The following is a 26,512-nucleotide window of genomic DNA, read 5'->3' as shown; positions in this document are numbered from 1 at the left end:
ACGCGCTGCTTCCCTGGAAGCTGCCGGCCAACCTACGCTGATCCGCGTTCCCACCACATGTCACACGCTCCGTCACCTGAATTGAGGGGCGTCGCTGATGGACCGCATACACACAAGGTAAAGCTCCTCCGGCCAGACTTCGGAGTCGACAACTTGGTTTCTCTCCTCTCCGTCGGCAATCAGGCAGCGGACGGCTTCGAAAGTTGTCGATTTTCCCGTGCCACGGCCGCCGATGATGCAGTTGAGGTTCGGACTGAACTGGATCGTCTGACCCGAAAGGAAGCCCCCGTCGATGTTGACGCCCATCACGCGCGGGATCGAAGACGGAACCAAGTCTTCTATCCGTACTCTGGCGTCGGCGTCTTCGAGTGCGATTCGCAAAGCGTCGAAGCTTGGGTCGTCCATCTTGTAGCGGGTGACCTTGCGCGCGCTTTCGGCGTTGCGTCCCAGCGCCGTCAATGAATGGGCGTCTGAGTTGAGGACCCGTGCGAGATACTGCTTCGAACCAAGCTGAAGTCGCTTGATCCGTTCCTCGCCCAGCCGGGTGCGGTTGGGCTCCGGATCACTTGCTGAATACGCGATCACGGACGAGGCGTTTTTGAGTTCCATGCCCAAGAGGGCGGGATGGCACAGGACGTCGGCCTTGTGCGGCGACGCACCGGTGACTTCTTGCTCGAAGCCCGACGGAGCATCCACGTGAGCCAGCAGGCAGAACCCGCCTAGCGCCTGCACCAGGTTGAGACATTCGAGCATCGACTGTTGACACCTTGAGGTGGACAGTCCGCTGTCGAGCAGAGACAGCTGTCCGTGAAAGCGCCGCAGAAGCTGCAGAGACTTGAAGTAGCACAGCAGGTGTCCTTGCAGTGTTGACAATTCGATAGCGGGGATCACGATGAGGGGTGTGCCTACTGCGACCGCCAAGGCTCTTTCAACACTTGAAATTTCGTTATGGTCTGCGATCGCAATCAGGGTTAGTTTCTCCTTCACCGCGGTCGCCACGACCGCTTCCGGCGTCATGGCGGGGTCCGTGACGTCGTGGGAGCCGCCGTAGCAATGTACGTGAAGGTCGGCGCGAACGAATGTCGCCCCGACTGGTTGTTCAAGTATCGTCTCAAGAATTTGCATGCTGCGCTCCCCGAACGTTGTCTTGAGCACATTATGGCCTGGCGGGTCCGCGCAGCCAAAGCACACAACTTGCCGCTCAAGCGAGGGTTCAACGCACCATGTAGTGAGCGACAAACAGCAGGGTGAAATCGCGCAGCCTTCGGCGATTGACGAATGTCGGCTGCGCGTCGACGCAACGATGCTTTCGTACGGCCGCGTCACGCCCTGAGGCAGTCTGTCAAGCGGTTCGGGGCGGACGTGCCGGGCTTCCCAATCAGTAAGACTCCTTTGGCAGTAGGGCTGGCCGCCCGGGGGAATTGCAACGGATCTCTCCCCCCGCACCTGCCACAAGACCCAATGCCATTGCGCCAAAGCGCGCAATGGTAGGTCACTGGTACTGGAGATCGAGGACAATCACCGCCACCGCGAAACCGAAGACAGGAATCGGATTGATCGGCACAAACGATTCCTCATCGGATCGCACACGTCAAGGTCGCTATCCAGAAAGCCCAGTCATTCAGTGACCGACGATACGCTAGGATGCCTCGAAGCGCTCCCATTTGAAGGATTCGCTCATGACTTGTACTACCAGGCCATCAATCGGAATTGAGTCGACCGAGCCGCACCACGCCGCGGGATACGCCTGCTGCAGCTTCCCCGCCGTATACAAGGCCGCCCAGACCTCGTGGGTCATCCGTGCTTTTCGCCGCAGCGCTTCGCCGGCGTACAGTCGTTTAACATCGCAGCCATACCGCACGAGTCCGCCGCTCGCCACGTATGTTTCACGCATCGTCAGGCGGCGCACTGGTTGTCCAGCCTCCTGGCACGCGTTGCCAGCGGTTTGCTCCCAGTGCTGATGTCGCGAGAACCACAGCACTGGCGTCCCGGCAGGCTCGACCCTGATGCCGCCCGGGATTAGCATCCCGCTTGAGCTGATGTGCTGAAATTTGCGTCCCGTCGTGTAGTGCCATGCCAACATCGTTTGCTCCGATCAGATTTGCCAGCCACTGCCATTATTCGTCTCCTGTCTCAACCTGTTCGAAGTGCCGCGATCAATCGCCAGGTCGTTGGAAAAGGTAGCTGCGCATGAAACCGAGTATTGAAGATCCTGTTCGCTTGAGGCCGGGCCCATGGACACATCGGCATCGACCATATGGCACCGGCAGGGGGAATGTACCGCGTCGGCGCGGTACGCGAGTGGCCGCCACGCATGCACGAAGCTACCGGGCGCAAACACCCCGTCTAAACCTGACGGCGAGGCTGACCGGACTCAGGGGAACTCGCGATGATATCGCCGCCGTCCGTCTCGCTGCCCATCGGCAGCTACGTGGCGCCGCGTTACGCTGCCCGGGGTTGGCTCAGGGTGAAGGCGAGCAAATCGCCATCGGTCGGCTCGCCCCAGGTCTTGCGAGCCAGCCAGTCGAAAAAGGCTGTCTCAACAAGCTTTGAATCGAGTCCGCGCCGGCGCCAATCGTCGCGCATGTGCGAGCCCAGGTCCGGCAACTCATCTTCTTCGAACGACTGACGTGCGAGTTGGCGCTCAGACTCGCCCTGCTCCTCGTAGACGGCTCGCGCTTCCTTGCGCCGGAAACCCGAATACTCGCCGAGCAAACGCGCTTTCAGGTCGTCGGCCGGTGCGGCCGCGACTCCCTTGCTGTTGCTGGCTGACGGCAGTGCCTCGACCGGCGGTGCATAGCCTTTCTTCAATGCGTCCTTGAATAGCGCGGGTGCGCTTCGCACAGGTGGCAGCGACGTACTGCGCATGCGCTGTTCGGTCATCTGCAACGCTGCGCGAATACGGTTTTCCTCGTTGTCAGCGTAGAGCGTCTGTGCTTCCTTGAGCGGAATCCCGATCTTGATTATTCTGTCCACGAGCGTGCTATCGAACACGTTCGGATGCTGGTCGAGCGCGAGCATCGGCTGCTTGCTCTCCGTGACGCGGAACTGAATTTCCGCGACGCGCCGACCTTCACGATGTTCGATCAGCTCGACCAGGATGTTGGTGACTGCATTCACTTCGGCGATCGCCGGCCGCAGATAGTCGCGCTTGAAGTATTTGTACTCGCGTTTTGCCTCGTCGCCAGCTTCGGTGTCGGGCGTGCCAGACAGGATAGGCCGCCACCATTCCGGCGGTTCGCGCATCGTCAGATGGCTTGGGTTTGTCAGGTATCGAACGCAAATCTCATACAGCGCGAGGCCCGCGCTACTGCGCAACTGGCTCTGGAACTGTAGGCTCAGGCGCGCATACTGAACAGGGTCGAGCAGCTTTTTCTTGATCTTCGGCGCAAACGAGAATTCGACCCACACCCGCCGCGTGACGGGGTCTTCGATAATCTCCGCGTCGGCGATCAGCGTGGAAATCCCCCACTTGCGGCCCGGCTTCTGGCTTGAAGTACCCGTACTCCATTCGACCTGCACCGACACCATACGCCGCAGGTGCTCCTTGACGAGCGCCGTGTCGTTTGAATCGAACGACGAGTTCGCGACAATATCGGAGAGCAGCGCGCGGTACGTGTCGCCGGACTCGTCCGCCTGCTGGGCAACAGCGAGCAGCACGTTGAACAGCTTCCGGGTGAGGAGCGTGATCTTGCCGTGCTTGGGCTGAATTGCGATCGCCTCAACGGCTTTGCGCAATTCGGCTGAGCTTGGGCTCACCAGATCGGTCTTCTTCGCGCGCGTTGTGGCCATGCATCCGGTCGAGGAAGGATTTTGTGCGAGCATACCGGCTGGGGTGATGCGCGTCTATAGCGTTTATCTCACCATTTACGGTGAAGTGGGTTGGAGAATCGCAACTCACCTTGGTTTACTTCGGTAAATGGAGGAATTGGCCCATCCCCCTACAAACAGTTCCGCTTTCGTTTGCAGTCGATTCCACGCTGGACCCATACGACGACCACGCGAAGTGCGGGCGTCGGGCCTCGGGGCTTGTCAGACGTCGGTGTTAGTATCTTTCGCACAGATCAAGCCCACCTTGCCGATACCCGCCTCGGACGGCCGTTCGAATTTCTACCCAGCACCTCCGTTCGAAGGAACAAGCAGTGACCCGACCACACTCGCCGGCGCGTCTCGATGCACCCGGAGATGATCAGCATCGACGTATCGTGGATGCCATTCATGACCATGGCTGGTCGGAACAGGACAATTTTTTCCCACCGGATTTGACGCTCGCGCTGGCGTTGGAATGTGCAGCGCTTTCGACGGCCGGGACACTCACATTGGCGCGTGTCAGCCAGGGCGCGGCGCGTTCGCTCCAGCCCGATGTGCGCGGCGACAGGATTCAGTGGCTGGAGGCGGGCCAGTCCGAAGCCTGCGACCGGTATCTCGCGATCATGGAAATGCTGCGTATGGCGTTGAATCGCGGGCTCTTTCTGGGACTCGAAGAATACGAAAGCCACTTCGCATGCTACGCTCCGGGCGCGTCGTATCAGCGACACCGCGATCAATTTCGCGATGACGATAGCCGCACGGTGTCCGTCATCGTCTATCTGAATGCGGACTGGCTGCCTGAGCACGGCGGTGCGTTGCGGCTATATCCAGAGGGCTTGAGCACGCAGGACATCTCGCCACTCGGCAGCCGGATCGCAGTGTTTCTATCCGCCGACATGCTGCACGAAGTATTGCCTGCGACGCGCGACCGCATGTCGCTCACGGGATGGTTTAGACGCCGCTCGTGATCCCCCTGGCGGTTCTCATGCCTTCCCCTTCCTCTCGTCGGCGCCGCCGGTACTTCGCCGAATACTCCCGTGAGCATCAATGCGTGCTGCTTACCATGCTGTTTTCGGAACGAAGCTCCTTGAGTTCTGCCACGACCGCCATTACGCGCTGCGCACGCGCTTCATAATCGCTCTTCACCTGTGCGTCACGCTCAAATTTCTCGAACGCCGCTTTCTGTTCGGTGCTCATCGGAACGATACGCTTGAGTTGATTGTCGATCGACTGCGAGGCCTGTGAGGTCGGGTTGTAGGCCTGCTGGACGGAACTGATGATCGTGAATGCAACCGACGCTGTTACCTGGTCTGCGATGACGTCCATCAACTGGTTATACAGCTGGATGGCGTCGTTCTGGTTCAACCCGGAAAGCTCTATCATCATCCGTTGCATGTTCACTCCCAGCACGTTCACAAAGGACTGCTGAGTCGACGACAAAGCGATCCCGGCGTTGAAGTTCGCAATGATCGATCCAGGCTGGATCGTCGTAATGATGTTCCCGGGTTGTCCCGCCGTAGCCCCTGACGCTGTCGGCTGCACGCCAGCCAGCTGATCGATCAGGTACCGGCGGATTCCCTGATAGGTGAACGCCGTCTGTGTGACCCGCTGGCATCCCTCGTCGTTCGCCTGGAAGTCCATGCACTGATATACGACTCGCGGTTTGGCCGGGTCGTAACCGTCCTTCAGGTCTTCCCACGTCAGTGTCGCAGGGAAAACCTTGTCGTCCTTCGGGGAAGTGGAGACCGGACTGTTGTTCAGGTCAGGTGTGACGGACGTTCCGAAAAGGCTCATCATCAGTTCCATGCCTGGCTCGGCGCCACCCAGCACACCCAGATCCATGGTGTTCGGAGCCCCCGTCGCGTACATGGTGTTGAAAAATGTGTTGCGATACGCCGTCGTGTCGTCCTGGCGTGCTCCCCGAGATACGTTCGGGCCGTTGGAAAAAGCCGCCGTGAGGCCCGCGTACATGTCCGAGTACCAGCCTTTGGCGACCGCAGCCTGCTTCTCGACATCCTGCTGGAATGAGCCGCCGACCTCGTCGTCGAGACCCGTTGCGTGAATCGCAGAGCCGATCACCGCCTTGGAGACCGCACACGAATTGATCTGCCCGTTGTTGAGCATGTCGGCGTAGTGTTTCATCGCGGCCATGATCGAGTAGCAGTCGTCGCATACCGCCTTGATCGCAAGCTGCATCAGGTACCCGGGAGCGGCCTGAATGATGTTGCGCACCAGCGATTCGAGCTGCGCTCCGGAAACCATCGAGAAACTTCCGAAGAACGTGTCGATTCCGGAACAGCCGGCCGCAAGCCGCGGCGGGTCGATGTGCACGAGTTCATAGCTCTGGACTGGAGCCCGCATGTAATACGAGGGTCCGTAGACCCCCATCCCGTTCTGCCCCGTCACTGTACCGCCTGCTGACGAGGTCCACATCGCATTGAGGGATGAGTTGATATCTGCGTGAGAGCCGATACAGACGAGAGAAAATGCCGTCGCGATCGCGACATGACTGAGCCGAAGTTTCATCGCTAATGATCCGGGGAGTTCTGTGTCAAATCCGGCATGTGCCGTCCCACTGCCTCACGCATGAGCTTCACGAGCTGCTGCGGGTCGTCGGTATCGGCTGCGGCTGCCTGCGCTTTCATCCGTTCGATGTCACCTGGGCTCACAATGCCGCGCTCCTCAAGCTGCGCGATGTCCATCAGATCGTGGGGCACGAGTTGGCCATCGATCGCTGCCTCCACAATCTTGCGCTGCAACTCGTCTTGCGCCATCGCTCCGTGTGCGACAACCATCGCCGTCGCCGGCGGCACTACCAGTACCACCGCCGGTGTGAGCTTGAGTTCGAAGGCCTTGAATGTCCCATGTCCACGATCGACGACCATCGCGGCCCGCGCCATGCCTTGCAGAGGCGCACCATCCTCGGATATGAGCTGCAGAGGGAAGTGATATCGCTCCGCTATGCCCTTCACTACGGGAAGTTCTTGCGCGCAAAACGCGCAGCGTGAATCGAAGAAGAACCACAGTCCCGCGCGGCCAGAGAGGTTCTTCAGGATCTCGTCGCGCGCGCGGTCAATCTGCCACAGGGCGTTGCTTCGGGCGGCAGCGGCGGTCGGAAAGCGCACAGCCTCGTTGAGATAGGGATCGTCCGCGGCCACCTTCGAGCCGACATCCGCGAAGTTCTGGCTCATGTCGAGCATCATCCGCTGCGCCCACATGAAGGCCTCGAGGTTCTCGACGGTTGGATGGTTCATCGAGTTCAACTGCAGGATCTTGATCTTCTGACGCAGCCATTCCACCGAAAACGGCTCCGGCTTTGCCTGGTTCGATGCGGCCGCGGGCGGCGCAGCCACAGGCGCGCTGGTGGTCGGTGCCGCCTCGGACGCACTTACGGTCGACCCCGGGGGCGTGCGTCCATCGTCATAAAAGTACCAACCCTGTCCCTTCCCCTCGTAAAAACCGTCCGCCTCCACGCCAGGGCTCCCAAGGCCGGCCGCTGCGGCAAGCAGGACCGCGTAGGCGAAATTTCGGCTGGCTCGGCTGGATGGCATCGTCGATTAAATTCACAATCTGAATGAGATTATAGTAACCCGATGATGAGTGATTATTTTTTCCAGATGAGCCGACTGATAATTTCCTTCATTTTCTTTACTGTGTCGACGGCCGTGCTGGCCGCGCCAGGCTCCGATATCAGCGCGTGCTTTGAGGCTTCTGGTGCGAAATATCACATCGACCCTCGCCTGCTGTGGGCCATGGCCGAAACCGAGTCGAGCGGTCGCGCTTCGGCGCAGAACCTCAACCACGTTTCCCGGACAGGGACCGTGGATCTTGGCCTCATGCAAATCAACTCGTCCTGGCTACCGACGCTCGCGCGCTACGGGATCACCCGCGAACAGCTGATGGCGGATCCTTGCCTGAACATCGACGTGGGTGCGTGGGTTCTCGCGGGCATCATCAAACAGCAAGGAGCCCGCTGGGACGCTATCGGTGCTTACAACACCGCCTGCACCCAGCTCAAGGGCGAGGCCTGCACCGCGTCACGCGCAGCGTACGTCCGCAAGGTCTGGAGCTGGTATCAGGACTCTCGTCCGGCGACGTTGCCCGCGGTCGGACCTGACGCAAGTAGCCGGGCACGACGTTCCCCGCTGACGGCTGCTTCGCAACCTCAACGCGCACCCGTGCTAGGCGCATCTGCGAACGGCTCAGACATCGTCTTTACCGCCGAGGATGGCGCCGAATGAAAACAGTCATCTCCTACGTTGCCGGCGCCGCACTTGTCGGCTGGGTTGCGTATATCTTTGTCTCAACCGAACCGGCCACCCGGGTTAGCCGCACCTGCATGCCGGTGGGGGGCGCAGTGCGCGCGCTCGGATCGCTCATGCGCATGCTCGACGAGGAAACCGGCCAGGATCTGGCGGACGAGGCCCTGCCATTCATCCAGGCCTGCCGGTCGTCGGTCTGGTACTGGGCATACGACGGGCAGCCACTTCCTTCTTTCAATGATGTGGATGCGGTATTCGGCGACTATCGTCCCCGCGGAAGCCCGGCGCTGCGTGTCGACACCCCTTCGTCCAGCCCATCCGCGACGTCTGGCGCGCACCGGCACGAAGGCGACGCCGCGAGGACCGCGCCGGCGTCGGGGGCAGACGATGGAGAGCGCCTGTGAACGCCCCTGACCTTGTGCAGGCCACTGTGCCCGATTTCAGTCCGCTGCTCGTCTCGTCGACGGGATACCTGCGCGAGGGGCTCGATCGCTTTATCTCCACTGCCAACGGTGACAGCAAGGTTGTCGACTTCCTCAACTACCTCTTTCCGGCGGCCTGCCTGGAAGGCGCGTCCGACATACACATGCGGCATCACCCGGATGGCTTTCGCATCCTCGTGCGTGTCAATGGTGTTCTCCAGGAGCGTTACTTCCTGAACAGCGCGGCGGCTCGCGAAATCAATATCAAGCTGCGTTCCCGATGCCGCCTCGAAGTGTCCGACACTGAGTCGCCTCTTGACGGCAAATTCGCGGTCGCTCTCGGGAACCGCCGCGTCGAGGTCCGTGTATCACTCCTGCCCAACGACCTGGGCCAGTCCATCGTCTGCCGCCTTCTTGACGAAGCGAATGCGGCGCGCCAGCTTGACGACATCTGGATGCCACCGCTTTTACGGGGGGCGTTGATGGAGGCGCTCGCGTATGAAGAAGGGATCATTCTCAACGTTGGACCGACAGGCTCCGGCAAGACGACGACCCTCTACGCCTGCCTGAACCACCTGAACGAGCCCGGTATTCATATCATCACGGCCGAAGATCCGATCGAATATGCACTGAAGGGCGCCAACCAGGTCTCGGTTCACCCCCCTTACCGGACGTTCGCGAAGATCTTGCGCTCTGCGTTGCGTCAGGACTTCGAAGTCGGTCTCGTTGGAGAAATCCGCGATTCGGAAACCGCGAACATTGCGTTCACTGCGGCTAACACCGGGCACCTGATGCTCTCGACTCTCCATACACGGACCACGCTTTCGACGATCACCCGGTTGCTCGATCTCGGCGTCAAGCCCTACGAGATCGCTGACGCGCTACGCCTCATCACCGCCCAGCGTCTTGTGCGCAAAATCTGCGACAGTTGTTCAACGCTGTTCGTCCCCGCAGCGGAGCAAGTCAGGGCGCTGCGTGCTCAGAACGGTGGCGAGCGAATCGAACTCGATCGCCCCTTCTACGCCGTTAACCCCCGCGGCTGCGAACATTGCAAGGATGGGTACCAGGGGCGGATTCCCGTTATGGAAATGCTGGTCGGCACTGCGGCCCTTCGCGAAGCGGTCGAGCGCGGTGATCGCCAGGCAATGCGTGAAGAAGCTTTTTCGCAACCGCAGTATGCCCCGCTCCTGCAGATCGGAATGGAGATGAGCTCAAAGCGCTTTGTTGACTTCCACACGGCACTCAAGTTCAGCCAGTGAGCGACTCATGACCAACCGCCGACGCTTTCTCCTGTCCGCCGCTGCAGCTGGTTTTGCCACCCTGGGCGGCGCAGCTTCGCCGATTGCCCGTGCGCAGGCCAGCAACGACGACGATGTCGTAACAGGGACGCCGAACGTGCCTGGCCGCGGCTCGCAGGAAGACTCGAAGATCAACATTCGTCCCTATCTCGAGATCGGCAATTTTGCTGAGGACCGTAATCGTGTCTTCATGTTTTTCCTCTACACCTGTCCTTTCTGCGCCCAGTATGCGCAATCCCTTGAGTCGTGGGGCAAAACGATGCCGAAGCCGATGCTCTTCGTTCCTGTACCTCTGATGATCGACGATCCCGTCGCGCTTTCTGCCGCCGCCGCATACTACGTCGCGCGCTCACTGGTGCCCGACAGGATGGCGGACTTTGAGGGGTTCGCATACACCGCAGGTCAGCAGCACTACCCTGCTCCTACCCCCGTGGACTTCCCCCAGATCCTCTACCGCATGGGCCTGCAGCGCAATGCGGTCCTCACGGCGCTCCATTCGCAGGAAACCCGCGACCGCCTGCAGCGTGCAGCGGCTCTTGCCCGACGCTATCGCATCAATGTCACTCCTGATTTTGGCGTTGGTGGCCGGTTCGTCACCAACGCGAATTACACGGGGGGCAACTATGACACCCTCGTCCAGCTCCTGAATGGTCTTGTTTCGAAGGTCATGAGTTGATGAAACGTCGCCACTTTCTCCGCGCGAGCCTTGGCAGCCTCGCGACGATCGGCATGTCCGCTTCTGGAGCGCTCGCGCGCGCTGCTACGGGCGTGTCCGAACGCCCCGACCCGCCGCGTGTCGATCTCACGCAGCTTCACTTCATCGTAGACGAACGGTCCTTGGGCAGGACACCCCTATGGTTCATCCTTGATTCAGGCTGCAGCATTTGCCGCACCGCATATTCTGACCTCCGCTCACGCGCCGCGCTTCACGATCGCACGTTCGCGACCTTTCAGGTCCGCTTCGTTCCCGTGGGCGATACCCATGACTCTGCGCAGGCGGCCGCCCGTGCCTTTGCCGCACATAGCATGGAGGGCTTCTTTGTCCCCGGCTGGGATATCCAGCTGGTGCCGGGCGTGTGGCAGACCGTCGAGGAGGACGTGAAGCGGAACACGGCAGCGGCCCGAACGTTGCCCGGCTATCCCGCCTTCGTTATCGAGGGCCGACCGATCAAACTGGGGTATGACGGATGGCACGGCCTTTCCGACTGGCTCTCATCCTGATAATCACAGCCGCACTCACCGTACATGCTACGGGCGCGGCGCGTACCCAGAACAGCCATCCACCGACAGTCTCCACGAACCAGGCCCCGTGGGCAGCACCTCCCGCGCTCGCACGCTGCGACAGCTGGCAAGTCCGTAGCCCGTTTCTCTCGGCCGTCCTGTCAACGCTCACGCTCAGCCTGTGGCCAACCAGTTTCGGCGACGATTGCCGCCCCGTCTCCGTCATCGCAGAGAAGGGGTGGACCTCGGCGACGTTAGACCTCGTCAAGCCTCACGCAGAAAACGCGTTTTTTAACGCAAGGAGGATTATTTACCTCATTGAGATTTTGTTACTCTGGCGAATCATCAGACCCGTACGGGCTTTGCGGACCTTGCGCAGGAGCAAAACTTGAGAGGTTTCATCCGGCCGGTTACTGCCAGTTCAGCACGTGCGGTCTGTTCATACCTGCTTTCCACGTCAGGCGCGCTGATTTTGACCAGCGTTCTCTGTTTGCTCGGCGGGTGCGTCCCCGCACAAGCTCCTGAGCCGTTCGTGGCCAAGCGCACATGGCTCGGTGTCGAGACGCGATCGACCGGCTCCGACTACGCAACGCTCGGTTATTCCCAGGAGGCGGTCATCACCGCGCAGCCCGTCCAGTCATTGCCAAAGGACTCGTGGCAGGTCCAGCACACCGAGCCGATCGAAGTTTCCGTGCCAGTTGAGATCGTGGAGATGCCGGGTGACCAGCCGTCTGTGCGTCGCGGCCGCCGCGCGTATCGCGCGGGCGCACGTCACGTCGCAAAGCACCTGCCTGCGCGCCCGGCGGCCATGTGCCGTGAATCGAAGCCACGGACCCCGTCATGATCGAACGCGATATCCCTCAGATGATCGACAACTTTCCGCAGATCGCTTTCTGGGAAACGGACGACCTGATGCCGATCATTCTCTCGATGTTCGTCGGCGTCATTTTTGATGTCATGACCATCTCGATCATTAGCGGCCTCGTTCTCAGCACGATCTACATTCGCTACAAGCGCAAGGCGTTGCCGGGTTCTCTTCATCACATCGCCTACTGGTACGGCCTGTTGCCGCTGAACCGGATCTTCACCAACGGGCTTGCCAGGGAATACATTCAATGAAAATGCCGCGCCTCTTCGCCACGTGGAACGGCACGCGCAGCGCCAACTACTGCCTCTCGGTGTCTGTTGGTGGCCTCGTTCTGATAAATCTCATGTTGACGTTCAAGGTGGTGTCCATGCACGAGCGCCTCGTTGAACAACCGCCCAACATGACCGCCGAATACTCCGTGGGCTGGGACAGCGCATCGTCCAACTTCTACGAGGCGTGGGGTCTGTACGTTGCCAGCGCGGTCGGATCGGTCACGCCGCAGACCGCACATTTTGTTGCTGATCATCTCGCGTTCATCGTCGACGCATCTATCTACCCTGCAGTGCGCGACCAGATTTATGCGATCGCCGATGATCCGGCCTACGTCTCAAGCGGGTCACTCAATGTCTTCGTGCCACGCAGCAGCAAGTGGGAAGCATCAACGCACCGCGTATTCATCGAGGGTACGCTTAACACAACGGCATACAAGACCACTGCACAACCCCTCGCACAGCTGCCCGTGACGTACGAACTGACCATGAAGATGGTGGCTGGCCTGCCCAGGATCACCGCCTTTACGTCGTATGTTGGTGAGGCCCGCACACTTCAGTGGCAGAAGGCGCATCCGCCGACGACAGGGGTGGCCTCTGGCCACGATCGCCTGCATCCGAATATCGTCCCTCAGGCGAATGACATCCGGCACGCACTTGAATCCGGTCAGGGGCGTGTCAACCCCGCTGACAACACAGCCATCCCGTCGACCGCGCCTGCTACGCCAGCGCGCGGGGCGCGCGCCCTCACGGGGAGCGCGACCGGTGTCGCGCAACCTGCAGCGGTCGGGTCCCAGTCGCCTGGGAACGGCGGGACAGAAGGTATTGCCGGGCCGTTGCCTGCGCTGCCAGTCGATCCGGCACAACGCGACAACGCGAACGCAGCATCCGGACGCCTATAAGGGAAAGACCGTGCCCATCCTTCCGTCCCTCACAGAGCACCTGACTCGCCGCACAGCCCGACCCGGGGTGTATTACTCGACGTCGGCGCGCGCTCTCGCGCCCTTCATCCTCGCGATCGCTGCAGTGGCAGGCCCTGCGGCTGCCCAGGACGACGGCGTGGTGCGCAACGTGCACATCCAGATGGATCCAGCCGGCGTCGCGCCCCCGCCCCCCGCGACTGGAATACCGATATCGTCCGCCCCGGTGCAACCGCCGGTGCTCACACGCGCGGACATTTCGAGGCTCATTACTTCGCTCAAGAGCGGGCAAAACGACGGTGCTGCCGCGGCTGTGCCGGTTGTGCCGTCCACCGATGTCTCCCCGCAGCGCGCCACGGCATCTATCCCGTCGGCCCCTATCTCTCAGGGCCTTGGCCCCAACGAGACTGTCGTACGCACGGTCATGCAGCAGCTTGTCTCCGCAGGGGACCGAACCGTGCTGGGTAACCGGGGACATTTTCCGGCGCCGCCGACGCCGGCCGTGGCCCAGATGCCTGCCGAGAATCCAGCGGTTCTCCACGTTCGACATGGCGTGACGGCTGACTTTGAAGTGTCTGCCGCGCAGCCGAACATGGTTGCGACACCATTCATGAAGCCCAAAGTAGTTAACAAACGCGTCAACGGTGAGGACCTGTCGGGCTCGCGCGTGTGGGGGAGCGATATCTTTTTTTCGCCCAAAGAGGAAACAACAGTCTTCATCAAGGATTCAGGGCTGCCGAACTCGCCCGTTGTATCGCTGCATCTGCTGCCCCGGAAGATCGCCGGGCGTTCGGTCACGCTGGTGCTCGACGGTGCGATTCCGCAGGGCCGCGGCGATCCGCACAGTTCCGGTGAAGAGTCAGGGTATGTCGAAGGAATCACGGCCACGATGAAGCAGGCCGTGCTGGGCCAGGTTCCAGATGGATACACCGAAGCCCTGCTCGATGCTCCGATGGCTATTTCCGGCCCGATCAAGGCCACGCCGATCGGGCGTTATGCGGGAACTGACGCCGACATATACCGCTATCGGCTGCTCAACACTGGCACAGAACCCATCACGCTGTCCGAAGAAGCGTTCGGCAGCGACCATGTACTCGCCGTGACGATCTTTCCCAATCTGGCGGTGAGACCGGGCGAAACGACGGACGTCCTCATCATGTTCGCCAAGCAGGTAATGTAATCATGTTCGACCAGCTCAAACGGAACTGGGCGCTGATGACGCCCGCGCGGCAAAAGCGGACCGTGGTCGTCGGCACCGTGACCGCGTTCGCCGTCGGCGCCTGGATCTTCAGCGTGAAGACGACACCGCCGAAGCCGCCCAGCGACCATCTGGCTGTCAATGTCGTTGCTCCGCCACAGCGCAATACCGACCTGGCAGACGTCAATGCATCCGTCACCGCCCTGCAGCGCCAGATTTCCGACTTCGATCACCGTCTGCAGAGCCAGCAAGATCAGGTTGATCACAGGTTCGACGTGCTGGAGGCCCAGCAGCGCGGCGGCGCCAGCAATTCCTCAAGTCACGGAACCGCACCGACAGGTACCGGAGCCAGCGCCCAGCTTCCCCCGCCCGGCACAGGCGATACCATCACCCCTCCCGGCTCGGCGCCGTTTCCGGCTGGCGGACAACCTCGATTGAACAGTTTGCTGCCAGGTGCGGCCGGCGCGGGCAGCACCGCCTCCCCCATCAGTCCCGGGCGTACCGGTGCCGACTCTGCCACCACCCCTGACGCCGAGCCGGCCGATGGCATCCAGATCGTCGGAGACGACGGCGACGGTGCAGCCGACGCCGCGACCGGCGCGGTCAGGACCGCATCGGCGAAAGCGGCCGAAGTTCCGGAGACGTTCCTTCCGATGGGCTCGATCGTTACGGGGTTTGCGATCAACGGCGGCGATTTTCCGACTACACGATCGGCGCAGCGCAATCCCATGCCGATGCTCATTCGCGTCAAGAAGGACGCGATTCTCCCCAACAATCAGCGAGCCTCCGTCAAGGAGTGTTTCATGATGGTGTCTGGCAATGGCGAGCTCTCCACGGGCCGCGCCCAGCTGCGCGCCGAGCGTATGTCGTGCGTGCTCAAGAACAAGCGTGTCGTTGAGGTTGCCGTGGACGGCTATGTAGTCGGCGAAGATGGTAAGCCGGGGCTGCGCGGCAATCTCGCGTCCAAGGACGGCGCCGTCATCGCCAACGCCATGCGTGTCGCTCTGATTGGCGCGGCCGGCGAGGGGCTGGCAACGGTCGTTTCGAACGAGGCCTCCAACATCCACAGCGCTGGTGTCAACGTGCAGCTGGGAAGCAACAGCAACAGCGGTTCGCAGATGAGCGCGCCGATCGGCACCGCGTTCCAGAACATTGCCCAGTACTACACCGACCTTGCCAAGGAAATCGTGCCTGTCGTGGAGATTAATCCCCTCCGGCAGGTCGACGTGATTCTCGTCAAGGGCGTGAGCATTCCCATTTGAGGACAAGCCGTGCGAATCCAATCCATTCTGATGACCTTCTTCGGGTCGGCACTGCTGACCGGGTGTGCATCCATGTTTGGCATCGGCACCTCATCGCCAGCCTGCCCGGGCGGGCAGGGGGTCGGTTGTGTGTCGGCACGCCAGGCTTACGCCATGTCGAACAATTCCGCCGCCGTTGAAGCGGCCGAGGCGGCCGGCTCTGGTCAAGGCAATCGCCGCTCGAGCCTGGATCCGGAACCGGTATCCGCTATCCAGGTGAGCCTGCCGGAACCGATCCAGCAACCCATGCCCGTGATGGAGCCGGCGAAGATCATGCGCCTGTGGATTAACACGTGGCAGGACGATCGGAACCAGCTGCATTTTCCGAGCATCGTGTTCGCCGAAGTGACGCCGCGGCGCTGGTCGATGGGCAACAATGCCGCGATATCGGAGGCTAGGGTCCTCACCCCCTATCGCATAGAGGCGAACGCGAAGTCCAATGCCAGCCTCGTGACTTCCGGGCCTGGCGGTGGACGTCCGACACCGGCGCGAGTTGCACCATCGACGCCCCAGTCCAGCCCGTTGCCGACGCAAGACACGTCCCGCTGACCTCATCGAAATACTATTAAATTAAAAATTAAATCATTTGGCGATTATGAATTACCATCCGGAACACTTTCTCCCAGCACGGAGTCGACATGAGTAAATTCAAGGAACGCTGGACGGACCCAAAATCCCGCAAGAAGCTGCTGATGAGCCTGGTCATTGTCGTCGTGGCCGCGCTGCTCGTCGTTCACGCGTACGCCGGGTCCGATTCAACCTTCGACACGATCAATCTGTGGCTCACTGGCGTACTGCAGGGCTCTGGCGGCAAAATGCTCGCCATTCTTGGCCTTGCCATTGCGCTCATCGCGGCCACGGTACGCGGCTCTCTCGTAGGCATGGGCATCGGTCTGGGTATTACGCTGGGTTCCATCTACGGTCCGAACATCCTAACCGGGATGTACACCGCCATCTTTTGACTTCGGCTCTCTCAGGACGGGTTACCCCTCGGAACCCTTTCTGCCTGACCGCCCCTTCCGGGCGGTCTTTTTTTATCTGCTCGTAGCACCTTTGAAGTGTAAATAATTCTCTCATTGCGATTGATGCTAATCTCAATCAGGACATCCAGTCACATACGTCTTCAACGGAAACCTGATGGGCGCAATCGACCGCATACGCGAAATGATGAACCGCGGGCGGCCGGCAGACAGTTTCACCTGTCTGGCGGCCGACGACGACATCTATTTCTTCGAAGAAGGGGCGTTGGGCTGCCTCCTGCAGGGCGACTTCATCACTGGCGCGGACCTCAACATCCAGAAGATGCTCGAGAACATGCTGGGCGAGCATTACCCACCGGGGACTTTTATCCAGGACATACAGATGGCTGTCCCGGACCTGGAGGGCGCGCTCGAGATCTACCGCGAGGCGCGGATACACAGCCCGAGGGGCAACCGCATCGCGCAGACCGCATGCACTGAGCGGGCTGACTTCATCGCTGCTGCAGCCCATCGGCCCCTGGCGCCCACGCTGCACACCCGCGTACTGGACACACGCCATTACGTCACTCTCAAGGTTCCCACTCGTGGTCTGCCGTTTCCGAAAGACGTCGAGATTGCCGAGTTCCGCGAACTGCGTGACCGGCTCCAGTCGATGTATGAAGCCGCCAAGCTGGATATCCAGCCAGTCGGTCCCGACGAGTACCTTTCGGTGCTGCGGCGCTACTTCGACATGTACGGTGCATGGAACCGTTCATATGACGAGAGCACAACACTGCGCGATCAGATCTTTGAACCGGCCCAGCGAATCAGGCAGTACAAGAACACGATCCGCGCGGATTCGCCGGGGACCTCGGGCCACGTCCATATCGGACTGATGACGACGGCCAAATATCCCAAAAAGGCGAGCCTCCATCTGATGGACGTGCTGCGCGGCACACCTGACGGAACCGGCACGCAGATCAGCATGCCGTTCGTCCTGACCACCACTATCCACATCCCCGAGCAAAGCGCAAAAATCGGCAAGCTTCGCACCAAGTCGACTCTGGTCACGCAGCAGGCGTTCGGCCCGATGCTCAAGTGGGTGCCCATTCTGGCCGCGAAGAAACGAGGCTTCGACACACTCATTGCCTCGCTCGACGCCGGCGCGAATGCGGTGGAAATCAACACGACGCTGGCCCTCTTCGATCGTTCGCCGCGTAGGATCAACAAGATGATGTCGCGTCTGAAATCCTACTTTGCCGGCCAGGACATGCAGATGGCGCCTGAGAAACACATCATCTGGCCGAATTTCTACAACACATTGCCACTATGCCCGACGGCCAGGACGATCGAGAATACGCGCCGGTTTTTTACGATGGCGTCGACCCACGCAGCCCAGTTCCTGCCTGTGATCGACGAGTGGCGTGGGTACGGCCGCGCCATGCTGCTGACTACCCGGCGAGGCCGCCCTTTCCGTTATGACGTGTTCGATCCCCGCAATTCGAACTTCAACTGGATATGGACGGCCGACCCTGGAGCAGGCAAATCATTCGCCGTGCAGCGCAAGGTCCAGGATTACCTCGCCTTGGGCGCGGTTGTCCGCATTCTTGATATCCGCCGCTCGCACGCGAAATTCACGCGTGCGCACCATGGCGACTACATCGAATTCTCAGAGCACGCCCGCTGCAGTCTCAACCCGTTTACGCACGTCACAAATATCGACCAGAGCATCGGCGTGCTGCAGGCGCTGCTGTGCAAGATGGCGAATCCGCATGAATCCACGGGTTCGTCCGAGGCAGTTCGGATCATGTCGGCCACCAAGAGCGTGTGGGCATCATACGGCCCGGCCATGGAAATTACGGGGGTCTACCTGTACCTCATGAATCAGGATGACGACATCAGTCGTGAGCTTGCACGAAAGCTTTATCCATTTACAACCGAAGGCCCCTACGGCGCGTGGTTCACGGGGCCGAACACGCTGCGCGCGGACGCTCAGCTGACCACCTTCGAACTCTTCGACCTGCGCTCACAGCCTCACCTGCAGCAGGTCATCCTGCAACTGCTGATGATTCGCTGCGAGCAGGACATGTATGAGACCAAGGGCAGCAGCCAGCAAAAGCTGCTGATCATCGAGGAGGGTGGCGATCTCATGCCCGACGAGCCATTCGCGCGCTTTCTCGCGCAGCTCTATGCCAAGGTCCGCAAGGAAACCGGGTCGGTCGGCCTGGTCCTGCAGAACCTGACACAGCTCTACAACAGCCCCCACGGTCCGACGATCGCGGGCACCGCAGCCACGAAGTACATCATGAAGCAGACCTCCGAGGCCATCAACCTCGCACGGCAAAGCGGCTGGATGGATATCGGCGAAGGCGAGGCCAACCTTCTGCGTACTGTGCACACCATCAAGGGGCGCGCCGGATACTCCGAGATCTATTTGCGCACCGAACACGGCTCCGGTATCGCGCGCCTCGTCGAATCGCGCTTTAACCAGGTCCTCTTCTCGTCCGAAGGCCGGGAACGGGACGAAATCATCGCTGCCCTCCAACGAGGTGACGACGTTGTTCAGGCCGTACACGAATTCATCCGCGGAGAAACAGCATGAGCGAGAGCTCACAACGGCCAGACGCGTCACAAACGGTGGCGGGCACTGATCGTCCTGTCGATGCCGGAGCACCGGCGCTGCATCAGACGCCTCCGCCGCCGCAACTGGCGTCGATCAGTGAGGCTTCTGACGCCACAGCGACGTCCGTGCCACCGCAGGCGTCGACCCCGGCCAATGCCGGCGGGACATGGGGCATGATGCGTCTCGTAGTCGTCGTCATTCTCGCCTGCACCGGCCTTCTTTTCGGCGCGCGCGCACTGTTCGCGCATCTGCCCCCGATCTCATCCCTCGCCGCACCCTTCAGGCATGCGAGCGCCGGCGGCAGCGCTTCCTGCTACCGAACCATCGACATGAGCCGTCTGACAGCGCTTGTGGTTTCGGACCTACTGGCCCGCACTAACGGCAAGAACCAGTCGGAAGCCCAGGCGCTCTACCACGATCAGCTTCGCAAGATGGATGCCGCGGTGAGCGCGGTCGCAGACAGTTGCCTGCTGATCCGGCGCGAAGCGGTCGTGGCCTCCCCGGCCGACGTTGACGTCACCGCGCAGATCGCGGGCCAGCTCGGGCTGGACTGGTCACGCGGCCAGAAAATGTCCGCGCCCGATGCGCTCCCTGGCACGCCGGCGGCAGCGCCGGCTTCTCAGCCGGGAGCGACGGTATCCCCGAGCGCGCCCGCGACCCCATCAGCCCGTGGGCCAGCGAGCGAATCCGCAGGCAACCCATCCCTCGATGACTAAGCTGCCTGCCCGCAACGCGATGCTGCTTGCCGCGACTCTGGTCCTCGCACCGTTCCTGCTGTTCGGTGCAAAAGCAACCTCGACCGCGATGCATCGCCATGCGTACGTCTTCTTTGACGGTGAGGAAACCGGATGCCTGCCCTGGGAGTGGTATTGGGGCACCCGGCAGGTGGGCACCCTCTCGCGTGGCGACATGGTGACGTTTCGCAATGAGCAGGCATCACTCTTTGCCCGTGGCGCACTCATGACCAAACTGATTGCGGGTGTGCCCGGTGACACCGTCGTGATTGAGCAGGGCGTGATCAGTATCAATGGCCGCGTACTTGGCACGCTCGCGCGCGGCGCCCAGCATTTTCTCAGACCGATTAACGCCTGGGACACCCGTTATCGCATCGCCCCCGGTCACTACTTTGTGTTCGGGTCTGAATACCGTTCGTACGACTCCCGCTACTGGGGAACGATTCGCTATGACCAGATCATCACGAAAGACATGCTGCTGGATTAGACAGTTCGTTATGCTTCTCTGCAGCGCCTGCCTTCTCAAGCCAATCGCGCGAGCGGAAACACCGCCCGCCTTGGGGACCAATGCCTCGCCATCGGCTGACATCCTCTCGATCGTGCGGCAGCAGAACCAGCAGATCCGCAAGGGAGCCCTCGCCGCCCAAGGGGTCTTCGGTGGCCGGACTTCTCACGACAACGGCGTCAATCCGGCTGCCCGGATGGTGCGAGGCGCGAAGACCGTCGTTTTCATCTCAATGTCGATGCCTGACCGCGAGCTCTCTGCGATGCTTGAAGAAGCACGTGGGAAGCGCGACGTTGTGTTTTTTCTGCGCGGCCTTGAGGCAAACGACGGACACAGGACCGCAGAACATATCAAGGCGGTCTCTGGTTTCAGGGATCACCTTCGCGAGCCACAACCTGTCGTCGCCGTGCTGCCGCAGGCCTTTGCCCGTTGGGACGTCACGCAGGTCCCCGTCGTCATGCATGAGTCGATCGCAGACCACAAGTGGTATCGCGTGGACGGCGCCCTGTCCATCGAATCGGCCACCCGCGATATCGATGCCGGCGTCAAATCGCGCAATGTCGGCATGACCTGGCCGGTTCGGGAAAAGGACCTCGCCGAGGTGTTCCGCGACCGCATGCAACGGTACAACTGGCACGCGTGGCAAGATCGCGCTGCCAAAGCAATGACGGACCGGTTGGACCGCGGCACGCCGCTGCCACGAGCAGAGCGCGACACTCGTTACACGGTTGATCTGGGCGTGACGTTCCCGCAGGATATCCGCGACCAGAAAGGCAATCTCATCGTCGCCAAGGGAACTCGCTACAACCCGCTCACCAAAGCCGGCCTGCCCGGCGCAGCAATTGTCGTCGTGGATCCATCCGACCAGCGCCAGATTGTCATGGCGCACACGTGGTTGCAACGGTACCCCCAAGGACGGCTCTTCGTCACCCACTACGACGAAGAGGGCGTGCGGTCCCTTACAGAGGGGACCGGCATCAAGCCCATGCTGCTCGATAGCATCATCGTGAAACGCTTTCAGCTGCGCGCAGCGCCGAGCCTGTTGACCGCCGAAGACGGCAAACTCGTGGTGCAGACATTGTCTCCGCGCGTCGAAGGAGGCATGTAATCGTGAAGCATCTGCTGCGCATTCTCACCGTCGCTGTTCCGCTTTTCCTGTGTGCCGGCAATACCCAAGCCCAGAGCGTGGCCATGGGCTGTAACGTTGCGTCACCGTCGGACCTGTACACGAACTTCTGCTATGACTCGATTTTCCCGTTCCTGATCTCCGGCGTCGACGCGGTTCCGCCTACCGACGTCGACGCTCCCTACGACGCGTACCGGGACCCAGTCTGCTATTGCGACGGCCCGTTCGACATTCCCATCCCCGGTTATCCCGAGGGCATGTGGGTACCGATTTCCGTCATCGAAACCACGCGGGCACCCGGTTGCTCGCCGATGCTGGGAGGTCTGAACCTCGGCAGTGAGCTCGGCGCCGGGCGTCGCACCGGCGGCAGCGGCGGATCCGCAGAAACCGGCTCAAATGCGGAGGGCGGGTTCCGTCAGTTCAATCTCTACGACTTCCCGCTGGCCTCGATGTTCGCGAGTATTGTCGGGACCAATTGTGCCGCCGTGGGTACAACGGACGACTCATACATGTCGTCGCTGCTTCTGCCTTTCTGGGATGACTCCGCCCTCTCGAACCTCCTGTTCCCTGAATCGGCCGTCTTTGAAACGACTGCGGCGATGATCGCCGCGCCGCTAGACTGCGCGGCGCAATTGGCCTCGGGTCTTCTCAACATCTCGAGCCCAGTGGGCGACGCCATGTTCTGGTGGATGGGCTGCTGGGGCGCGACCTACCCACTCACCGGCAACTTCGGCAACAAGAGCGTCACGACTGGTTCGTCGCTGGTCGCGGCGAAGGCAATGTTCACCATGAACGCAATGGCCCGCTATGGCGCAGTCAATTCGAAGTACGGGGTTACCACCGTCGGCCCTGCCGTGGTCAACGGTGCCTGCTCCCCGCAGCCCATGCCGGTGATGAACAAAAGCGAATTCAAGATGACCATGCTCTTCCCGGTCAGCGAAGCTGGGCCGATGGTCGCCACCGACGGCGATCCGGGTCTCAACGCAGGGTCCATCAATCCGGCTTCGTTTCTCGAAAATCGCTGCGCGCACAGCGTGGGCTCGTCCGAATATCTCTGGGGTCTCGGGCGCAAGGTTCCCGGCTCTGGCGAAGACGAGGCGTATCTCGTGTGGCGTTGGGTTGATTGCTGCGAACTGTGAGGACGTGAAGTCACGCAACCGTGTTCAAGCGAGGCGAATATGGATTGGAAGGCCGTAACACACAGTCTGACGGGCTGGCTATCACGCATGCTGCCGCAGCGCTGGGTCGGGCGATTCGAGGCGTTGGCTGACGCGGACATCGAGGCGATGATCAGCTGGGGTATTACCAGTGAGCTTGCAGCGGTGCCGGTCGAATATCTGCAATTCCTGCCACCGGACGTCGCGAATCTCGTGCAGCGGGCAAAGGACCTTCACCAGGTCGTGGCACGTGCGCAGGCGCGGCAGGTGTCGGAAATTGCCAGCCGGCAGATCGGCTTTACACCTGTGCATCACGTTTTCAGGACGCTAGGCGTATGCGCTGGCAACTACGTGGCACTGCCGGCTGGCAAAGCGCCGGTGGATCTGGGTGACGAGGCCCTCAACGAGAGGACACGCATTCTCGAGACCCTGATTGCCCAGGAAAGCGAAACCACAGTCTGCGACCCGTGGGGCGGCGAGCCGCTGTAAGCGAAGCCGTGCACGGCGCAACCTGCGTCTCCAACAATGGGAAAGACAGAACGGAGTCCGTATGCAAAGAAAACTCATCTGGGTCACTCTCCTTTCCGGACTGCCGGTGGCGGCGACGCCGGAGGCCGCTACCGCACAGGTTTCCGACGGCTTTTTCGCTGCGGCCGGTGCCGCTGGGTCCCTCACCTCGGCGGTGCAGGGCGCGGGCCAACTGGTCTCTTCGGCAGGGTCCACGCCATCGGGCACGACCGGCCTCACCCGGTCCACCCTCGGCGGGTCGACAGCAATGGGGACGGGGATGACCAACGCATCGAGTGCTTCACCGTGGACGCCGGAGCAACAGGCAACGGCCATGCAGAACGGCGCAGTCCGCGCGGCCAACGCCCTGTCGTCGATGGGGCTGCCAGCAGGTTCTGTCGTCATTCCGTGTCCTGCGTGGATTCAGGCCATGCAGGCCTACGCGGCCTCCTACACGAGCGGTGGCGCAGTCAACCCGAAAGCAGCCAGGCAGGCCTTTCCAAGTATGGCGCAGCTCTGTGCCGCGCCGACGGACGGTGCTGGAGGTGATGGGCCCGCCGGCGGCAGTGATGGTTCGGGCGGCAGTGATGGGGGTGGTGGGAGTGATGGAGGCGGTGGTGGCAGCGAATAACCCGGAGACAGTCAATATGCGACGACGTGCCGCCATTGTTGCGGTCCTCGCGGTGGGTGCGGCCTCTGCCACGGCACACGCGCAGGTGTCCCCTTTCAGCCTCTTCGACAACGGTGAAAAGCGGGCCTACACCCTCTACCGCGCTGCGGCGGCAGGAAGCACCGCCGCGTTCGAGGAGCTACGTCGTCGCGGCAACAACGGCGATCGCTGGGCGGCGTTCCAGTTCGGCTTCCTGCACCACGTCGGCAAGGCTCCCGGTGCTGGCAAGGACATCGCAATTGCAATGAAGGCGTACCGGATCGCATGCCGCACAGCTGCGGACAATGCGGCGATCACCGGCAACACCCTCGCCAGCTACAACATGGGACTTATCTACCTCTACGGCGATGACGGCGTGCCTCCGGATCCGGCGATCGCAATCAAATGGTTTACGGCGTCGGCTGGGGACGATCAGCACGCTTTCGTTCCGGCGGCGATGAACCTTGCCAATGTCTACGAGCGCGGCTACATGGATGTGCAACGGGACCTTCCGGAAGCTGCGCGCTGGTACAGGGCTGCGGCCGCCGGTCAGGAACCGTACGCGCTGTACAAACTGGGCCTGTGCCTGCTGCGAGGAATCGGTATGCCGGCCAATCAGGCTGAAGCCAACCTGAAGCTGAACGCCGCCGCTGATCTCTGGAGCCGCGAAGCGATGTACACCCTCGCCCTCATGCAGACATCGAGTCCCAATTCGCTCATCGAGCGCAATCCGGTCGCTGCAGCACGCTGGTTGCTCATTGCGATGGAGGGATATCCGGCGTACGAGAAGGCCGCGCGGGCAGCCATGGACCGTCTCACCCCAACCCAGCAGGATACGGCGCGCCAAAGTGCACGTCTGTGGATGCAAAACCACGCGCGCGTGCCCGAGCGCGTCGACTACAGGACGCCGATGAACACCGAGCCAACCTACGGGACCAGTAACGTCCCATCGTGAGTGCTTTGCAAGCACAGCAGCCCCCAGGAACCACCTGCCACAGTGGACACGCCATGCGACACGCCATTCTCTCGTCCGGTCACGGTGTGACCCGTTCGACGGGCCGCAAGATCGACGACTTCCTGCGCTCGATGAGTGAATACGTACGGGCGACCGTCTACGGCGTCCCGCGCATGATTCACTACACGGCAGGCAACGTCATTCTCGACGTCGACGTGCCGGAGACCGTTGCCGAGCTTGCGGCGCGCATTGAGCGCAGCGTGCCGGCAAAGCACGGTTACTTGCATTACGAGCTCGCGCGTGTCAGGGCCATTCGCAGCGCATCGCGCGCGCTGAACGTGATCGCACGGGACGCACTTCTGCATTATGCGCAAGCGCTCGACAGTGATCTCGAGCGGCTCGAATCGAACGACGGCCGCCTCTGCGTGGATGCCACGCCCCTGTTGTCCTCAACCCCCTGCGACGCTTCAAGTCATGACTAAACACCCGACGTCCAGCCCCCTGTTTCGCAACGCAGATCCCGACGCCCCCCTGAACACCGGTCGCAACGGCGCGCGCCCGGCGGGCCTCCTTCACCAGGCGCTGCACACACTCCCGCGTTTGGCGTGGACCGGCGAATCGGCGGAGCTCGCCGGCGCCTGGCTCGCCTGTCCGCGTGTGAGGGCGATCTCGCTGCGCCATGCTTACGTGTACAGCTGCGACGTCGACGACCTCCTCATGAATACCTGGATCATCCTCACGGAGAAACTTATCGGTGGCCTGGATGACCCCGCCAATGTCTACTCGCTCGTCTTCACGACCGCGGAGAACTGCGCGCGCACGCTGCGCAACGCGCAACGCGAGGTTCTGCTGGATGGTGGCAACGAGGATACGGGCGACGCCATGGACCGGATCGCCGATGACGCCAGCATGAACTTGATCGCCGAGGGCAGCGCCGTCGAAATCAACCTTGATCAGTACATTGCAAAACGGGCGCTTGCGGCCAGAATCGAGAGGCTGGGCTGGCCACAGGATATACCCCGCAGCGATACAGGTTATCGGCGCGCCGGTCGGCCGATCGGTTCTCGCAATAAAATAGACCCTTATAATGCGCGAAAACCGACTGGCGACTCTTCCATGAAAACGCAGCTTTCTCCTTACCTGACCCGAGGCAAACCACGTAGCGCCGACCACGGGCTCGCGCGCGAGATCGAGCGTCAGCTTGACAGCACGAAAGGGCAGGCATCAGCGGAAGTGCGCGAGCTCGAGCCTGTAGCCCGCCAGCTGCTCGACATCCGGCTTGAACTGGGGATGACGAACCGCAGTTTCGCGCAGGCACTCGAGGCGTCAACCTCGGTCGTATCCGCCCTCCTGACGGGCAATGTTTATCGCCACGAGCAGGCCCAGGCACTGCTGGCACGCGCGGAGGCCTTCCGTGCGCAGCTGCTTAAAAAGCGGGATATCGGCTTCCTGATTACGAACGATATGCAGACGATCATGCAGAACTGGCGCAAGCGTCTTCGCATCAAGGACGTGCCGGAGAAAGCGGCGCGGGAGATCGCCGCGCGCTGCTCGGCGATCATGCCTGACGGGCAACGCGTCAGCGAATCGACGATGTATCGCTGGTGGCAGCAGAATCGCAAACCGGTCGATCTCGAGACGCTCGTCCATATCCACCGGTACGTGCTCGAGCTCGAAAAGCGCGCGAAAGCCACAGCCTGAGGTTGACCGGATGAAACGTGCCATCAG

Annotated in this window: 26 protein-coding genes and 1 pseudogene; 22 read left to right on the top strand and 5 right to left on the bottom strand. The window is 61.4% G+C overall.

Going from position 1 to position 26,512, the window contains the following annotated elements; translation table 11 throughout:
* Positions 1-111 precede the first annotated feature (111 nt).
* The 3 genes and pseudogenes from HV711_RS28160 to HV711_RS28150 all read right to left on the bottom strand — a co-directional run.
* A pseudogene (locus HV711_RS28160) lies at positions 112-1,125 on the bottom strand (AAA family ATPase); the annotation flags it as partial.
* Positions 1,126-1,639: 514 nt separating this feature from the next.
* The gene (locus HV711_RS28155) at positions 1,640-2,083 is read right to left on the bottom strand and encodes a hypothetical protein (RefSeq protein WP_035478293.1); all 444 of its coding nucleotides are present in this window, start codon (positions 2,081-2,083) and stop codon (positions 1,640-1,642) included.
* Between the two features lie 359 nt (positions 2,084-2,442).
* Positions 2,443-3,792 carry a replication initiation protein gene (locus HV711_RS28150; protein WP_035478295.1) on the bottom strand — a complete coding sequence of 450 codons (1,350 nt, stop codon included), beginning with the start codon at positions 3,790-3,792 and terminating at the stop codon, positions 2,443-2,445.
* A 350-nt stretch (positions 3,793-4,142) separates the two neighbouring features.
* Here HV711_RS28150 and HV711_RS28145 point away from each other — a divergent pair, with 350 nt between their 5' ends.
* Entirely contained in the window at positions 4,143-4,778 is a 636-nt protein-coding gene (locus HV711_RS28145) for a 2OG-Fe(II) oxygenase (protein ID WP_035478297.1), read from the top strand.
* Between the two features lie 76 nt (positions 4,779-4,854).
* Here the strand turns inward: HV711_RS28145 and HV711_RS28140 are convergent, their stop codons facing one another.
* Entirely contained in the window at positions 4,855-6,336 is a 1,482-nt protein-coding gene (locus HV711_RS28140; protein ID WP_035478300.1) for a conjugal transfer protein TraH, read from the bottom strand.
* Positions 6,337-6,338: 2 nt separating this feature from the next.
* Positions 6,339-7,361: a conjugal transfer protein TraF gene (locus HV711_RS28135; protein WP_082201392.1), complete on the bottom strand. Its 1,023-nt coding sequence runs from the start codon at positions 7,359-7,361 to the stop codon at positions 6,339-6,341.
* A 42-nt stretch (positions 7,362-7,403) separates the two neighbouring features.
* Here HV711_RS28135 and HV711_RS28130 point away from each other — a divergent pair, with 42 nt between their 5' ends.
* From HV711_RS28130 to HV711_RS28030, 21 genes are all read left to right on the top strand, one after another.
* Entirely contained in the window at positions 7,404-8,051 is a 648-nt protein-coding gene (locus HV711_RS28130) for a lytic transglycosylase domain-containing protein (RefSeq protein ID WP_051223941.1), read from the top strand.
* Positions 8,048-8,476, top strand: a complete 429-nt coding sequence (locus HV711_RS28125) for a hypothetical protein (protein ID WP_035478305.1) — start codon at positions 8,048-8,050, stop codon at positions 8,474-8,476. The genes HV711_RS28130 and HV711_RS28125 overlap by 4 nt, the downstream gene beginning before the upstream one ends.
* Positions 8,473-9,753, top strand: coding sequence for a GspE/PulE family protein (locus HV711_RS28120; protein ID WP_051223943.1), 1,281 nt, complete (start codon positions 8,473-8,475; stop codon positions 9,751-9,753). Before HV711_RS28125 ends, HV711_RS28120 begins: the two co-directional genes overlap by 4 nt.
* A gap of 7 nt (positions 9,754-9,760) precedes the next feature.
* Complete coding sequence (locus tag HV711_RS28115) at positions 9,761-10,468, top strand: thioredoxin domain-containing protein (RefSeq protein ID WP_035478306.1); 708 nt, start codon at positions 9,761-9,763, stop codon at positions 10,466-10,468.
* Positions 10,468-11,013, top strand: coding sequence for a hypothetical protein (locus tag HV711_RS28110; protein WP_035478308.1), 546 nt, complete (start codon positions 10,468-10,470; stop codon positions 11,011-11,013). Before HV711_RS28115 ends, HV711_RS28110 begins: the two co-directional genes overlap by 1 nt.
* Before the next feature lie 388 nt (positions 11,014-11,401).
* A complete protein-coding gene (locus HV711_RS28105; RefSeq protein ID WP_175145417.1) occupies positions 11,402-11,857 on the top strand; it encodes a hypothetical protein in 456 nt (151 codons plus the stop codon).
* Positions 11,854-12,132, top strand: coding sequence for a type IV conjugative transfer system protein TraL (gene traL / locus HV711_RS28100; protein ID WP_035478312.1), 279 nt, complete (start codon positions 11,854-11,856; stop codon positions 12,130-12,132). The genes HV711_RS28105 and traL overlap by 4 nt, the downstream gene beginning before the upstream one ends.
* Entirely contained in the window at positions 12,129-13,052 is a 924-nt protein-coding gene (locus HV711_RS28095) for a TraE/TraK family type IV conjugative transfer system protein (RefSeq protein ID WP_082201393.1), read from the top strand. Before traL ends, HV711_RS28095 begins: the two co-directional genes overlap by 4 nt.
* A gap of 442 nt (positions 13,053-13,494) precedes the next feature.
* Positions 13,495-14,250, top strand: coding sequence for a TraK domain-containing protein (locus HV711_RS28090; RefSeq protein ID WP_035478319.1), 756 nt, complete (start codon positions 13,495-13,497; stop codon positions 14,248-14,250).
* A gap of 2 nt (positions 14,251-14,252) precedes the next feature.
* Entirely contained in the window at positions 14,253-15,530 is a 1,278-nt protein-coding gene (locus HV711_RS28085) for a TraB/TrbI/VirB10 family type IV secretion system protein (protein WP_051223946.1), read from the top strand.
* 9 nt (positions 15,531-15,539) lie between these two features.
* Entirely contained in the window at positions 15,540-16,118 is a 579-nt protein-coding gene (locus tag HV711_RS28080) for a TraV family lipoprotein (protein ID WP_175145415.1), read from the top strand.
* Between the two features lie 89 nt (positions 16,119-16,207).
* Entirely contained in the window at positions 16,208-16,531 is a 324-nt protein-coding gene (locus HV711_RS28075) for a hypothetical protein (protein ID WP_051223949.1), read from the top strand.
* A 175-nt stretch (positions 16,532-16,706) separates the two neighbouring features.
* Positions 16,707-19,130 (top strand): TraC family protein, encoded by a 2,424-nt coding sequence (locus HV711_RS28070; protein WP_035478324.1) that lies wholly within the window; start codon positions 16,707-16,709, stop codon positions 19,128-19,130.
* Positions 19,127-19,867: a hypothetical protein gene (locus HV711_RS28065; protein WP_175145413.1), complete on the top strand. Its 741-nt coding sequence runs from the start codon at positions 19,127-19,129 to the stop codon at positions 19,865-19,867. The genes HV711_RS28070 and HV711_RS28065 overlap by 4 nt, the downstream gene beginning before the upstream one ends.
* The gene (lepB, locus tag HV711_RS28060; protein ID WP_035478327.1) at positions 19,860-20,372 is read left to right on the top strand and encodes a signal peptidase I; all 513 of its coding nucleotides are present in this window, start codon (positions 19,860-19,862) and stop codon (positions 20,370-20,372) included. The genes HV711_RS28065 and lepB overlap by 8 nt, the downstream gene beginning before the upstream one ends.
* A gap of 70 nt (positions 20,373-20,442) precedes the next feature.
* Positions 20,443-21,498, top strand: a complete 1,056-nt coding sequence (locus tag HV711_RS28055; RefSeq protein ID WP_175145411.1) for a TrbC family F-type conjugative pilus assembly protein — start codon at positions 20,443-20,445, stop codon at positions 21,496-21,498.
* Between the two features lie 2 nt (positions 21,499-21,500).
* Entirely contained in the window at positions 21,501-22,655 is a 1,155-nt protein-coding gene (locus HV711_RS28050; RefSeq protein ID WP_035478334.1) for a TraU family protein, read from the top strand.
* A 39-nt stretch (positions 22,656-22,694) separates the two neighbouring features.
* Positions 22,695-23,162, top strand: a complete 468-nt coding sequence (locus HV711_RS28045) for a hypothetical protein (RefSeq protein ID WP_175145409.1) — start codon at positions 22,695-22,697, stop codon at positions 23,160-23,162.
* Between the two features lie 554 nt (positions 23,163-23,716).
* Positions 23,717-24,784 carry a tetratricopeptide repeat protein gene (locus HV711_RS28040; protein ID WP_175145407.1) on the top strand — a complete coding sequence of 356 codons (1,068 nt, stop codon included), beginning with the start codon at positions 23,717-23,719 and terminating at the stop codon, positions 24,782-24,784.
* Positions 24,785-24,837: 53 nt separating this feature from the next.
* Complete coding sequence (locus HV711_RS28035; protein WP_035478339.1) at positions 24,838-25,266, top strand: hypothetical protein; 429 nt, start codon at positions 24,838-24,840, stop codon at positions 25,264-25,266.
* Positions 25,259-26,485: a hypothetical protein gene (locus tag HV711_RS28030; RefSeq protein ID WP_175145405.1), complete on the top strand. Its 1,227-nt coding sequence runs from the start codon at positions 25,259-25,261 to the stop codon at positions 26,483-26,485. The genes HV711_RS28035 and HV711_RS28030 overlap by 8 nt, the downstream gene beginning before the upstream one ends.
* Positions 26,486-26,512: the final 27 nt, after the last annotated feature.

This window comes from Paraburkholderia phenoliruptrix (genome assembly GCF_902859825.1).
Lineage (GTDB): Bacteria > Pseudomonadota > Gammaproteobacteria > Burkholderiales > Burkholderiaceae > Paraburkholderia > Paraburkholderia phenoliruptrix.
This window is presented reverse-complemented; position numbering and strand designations above follow the sequence as displayed.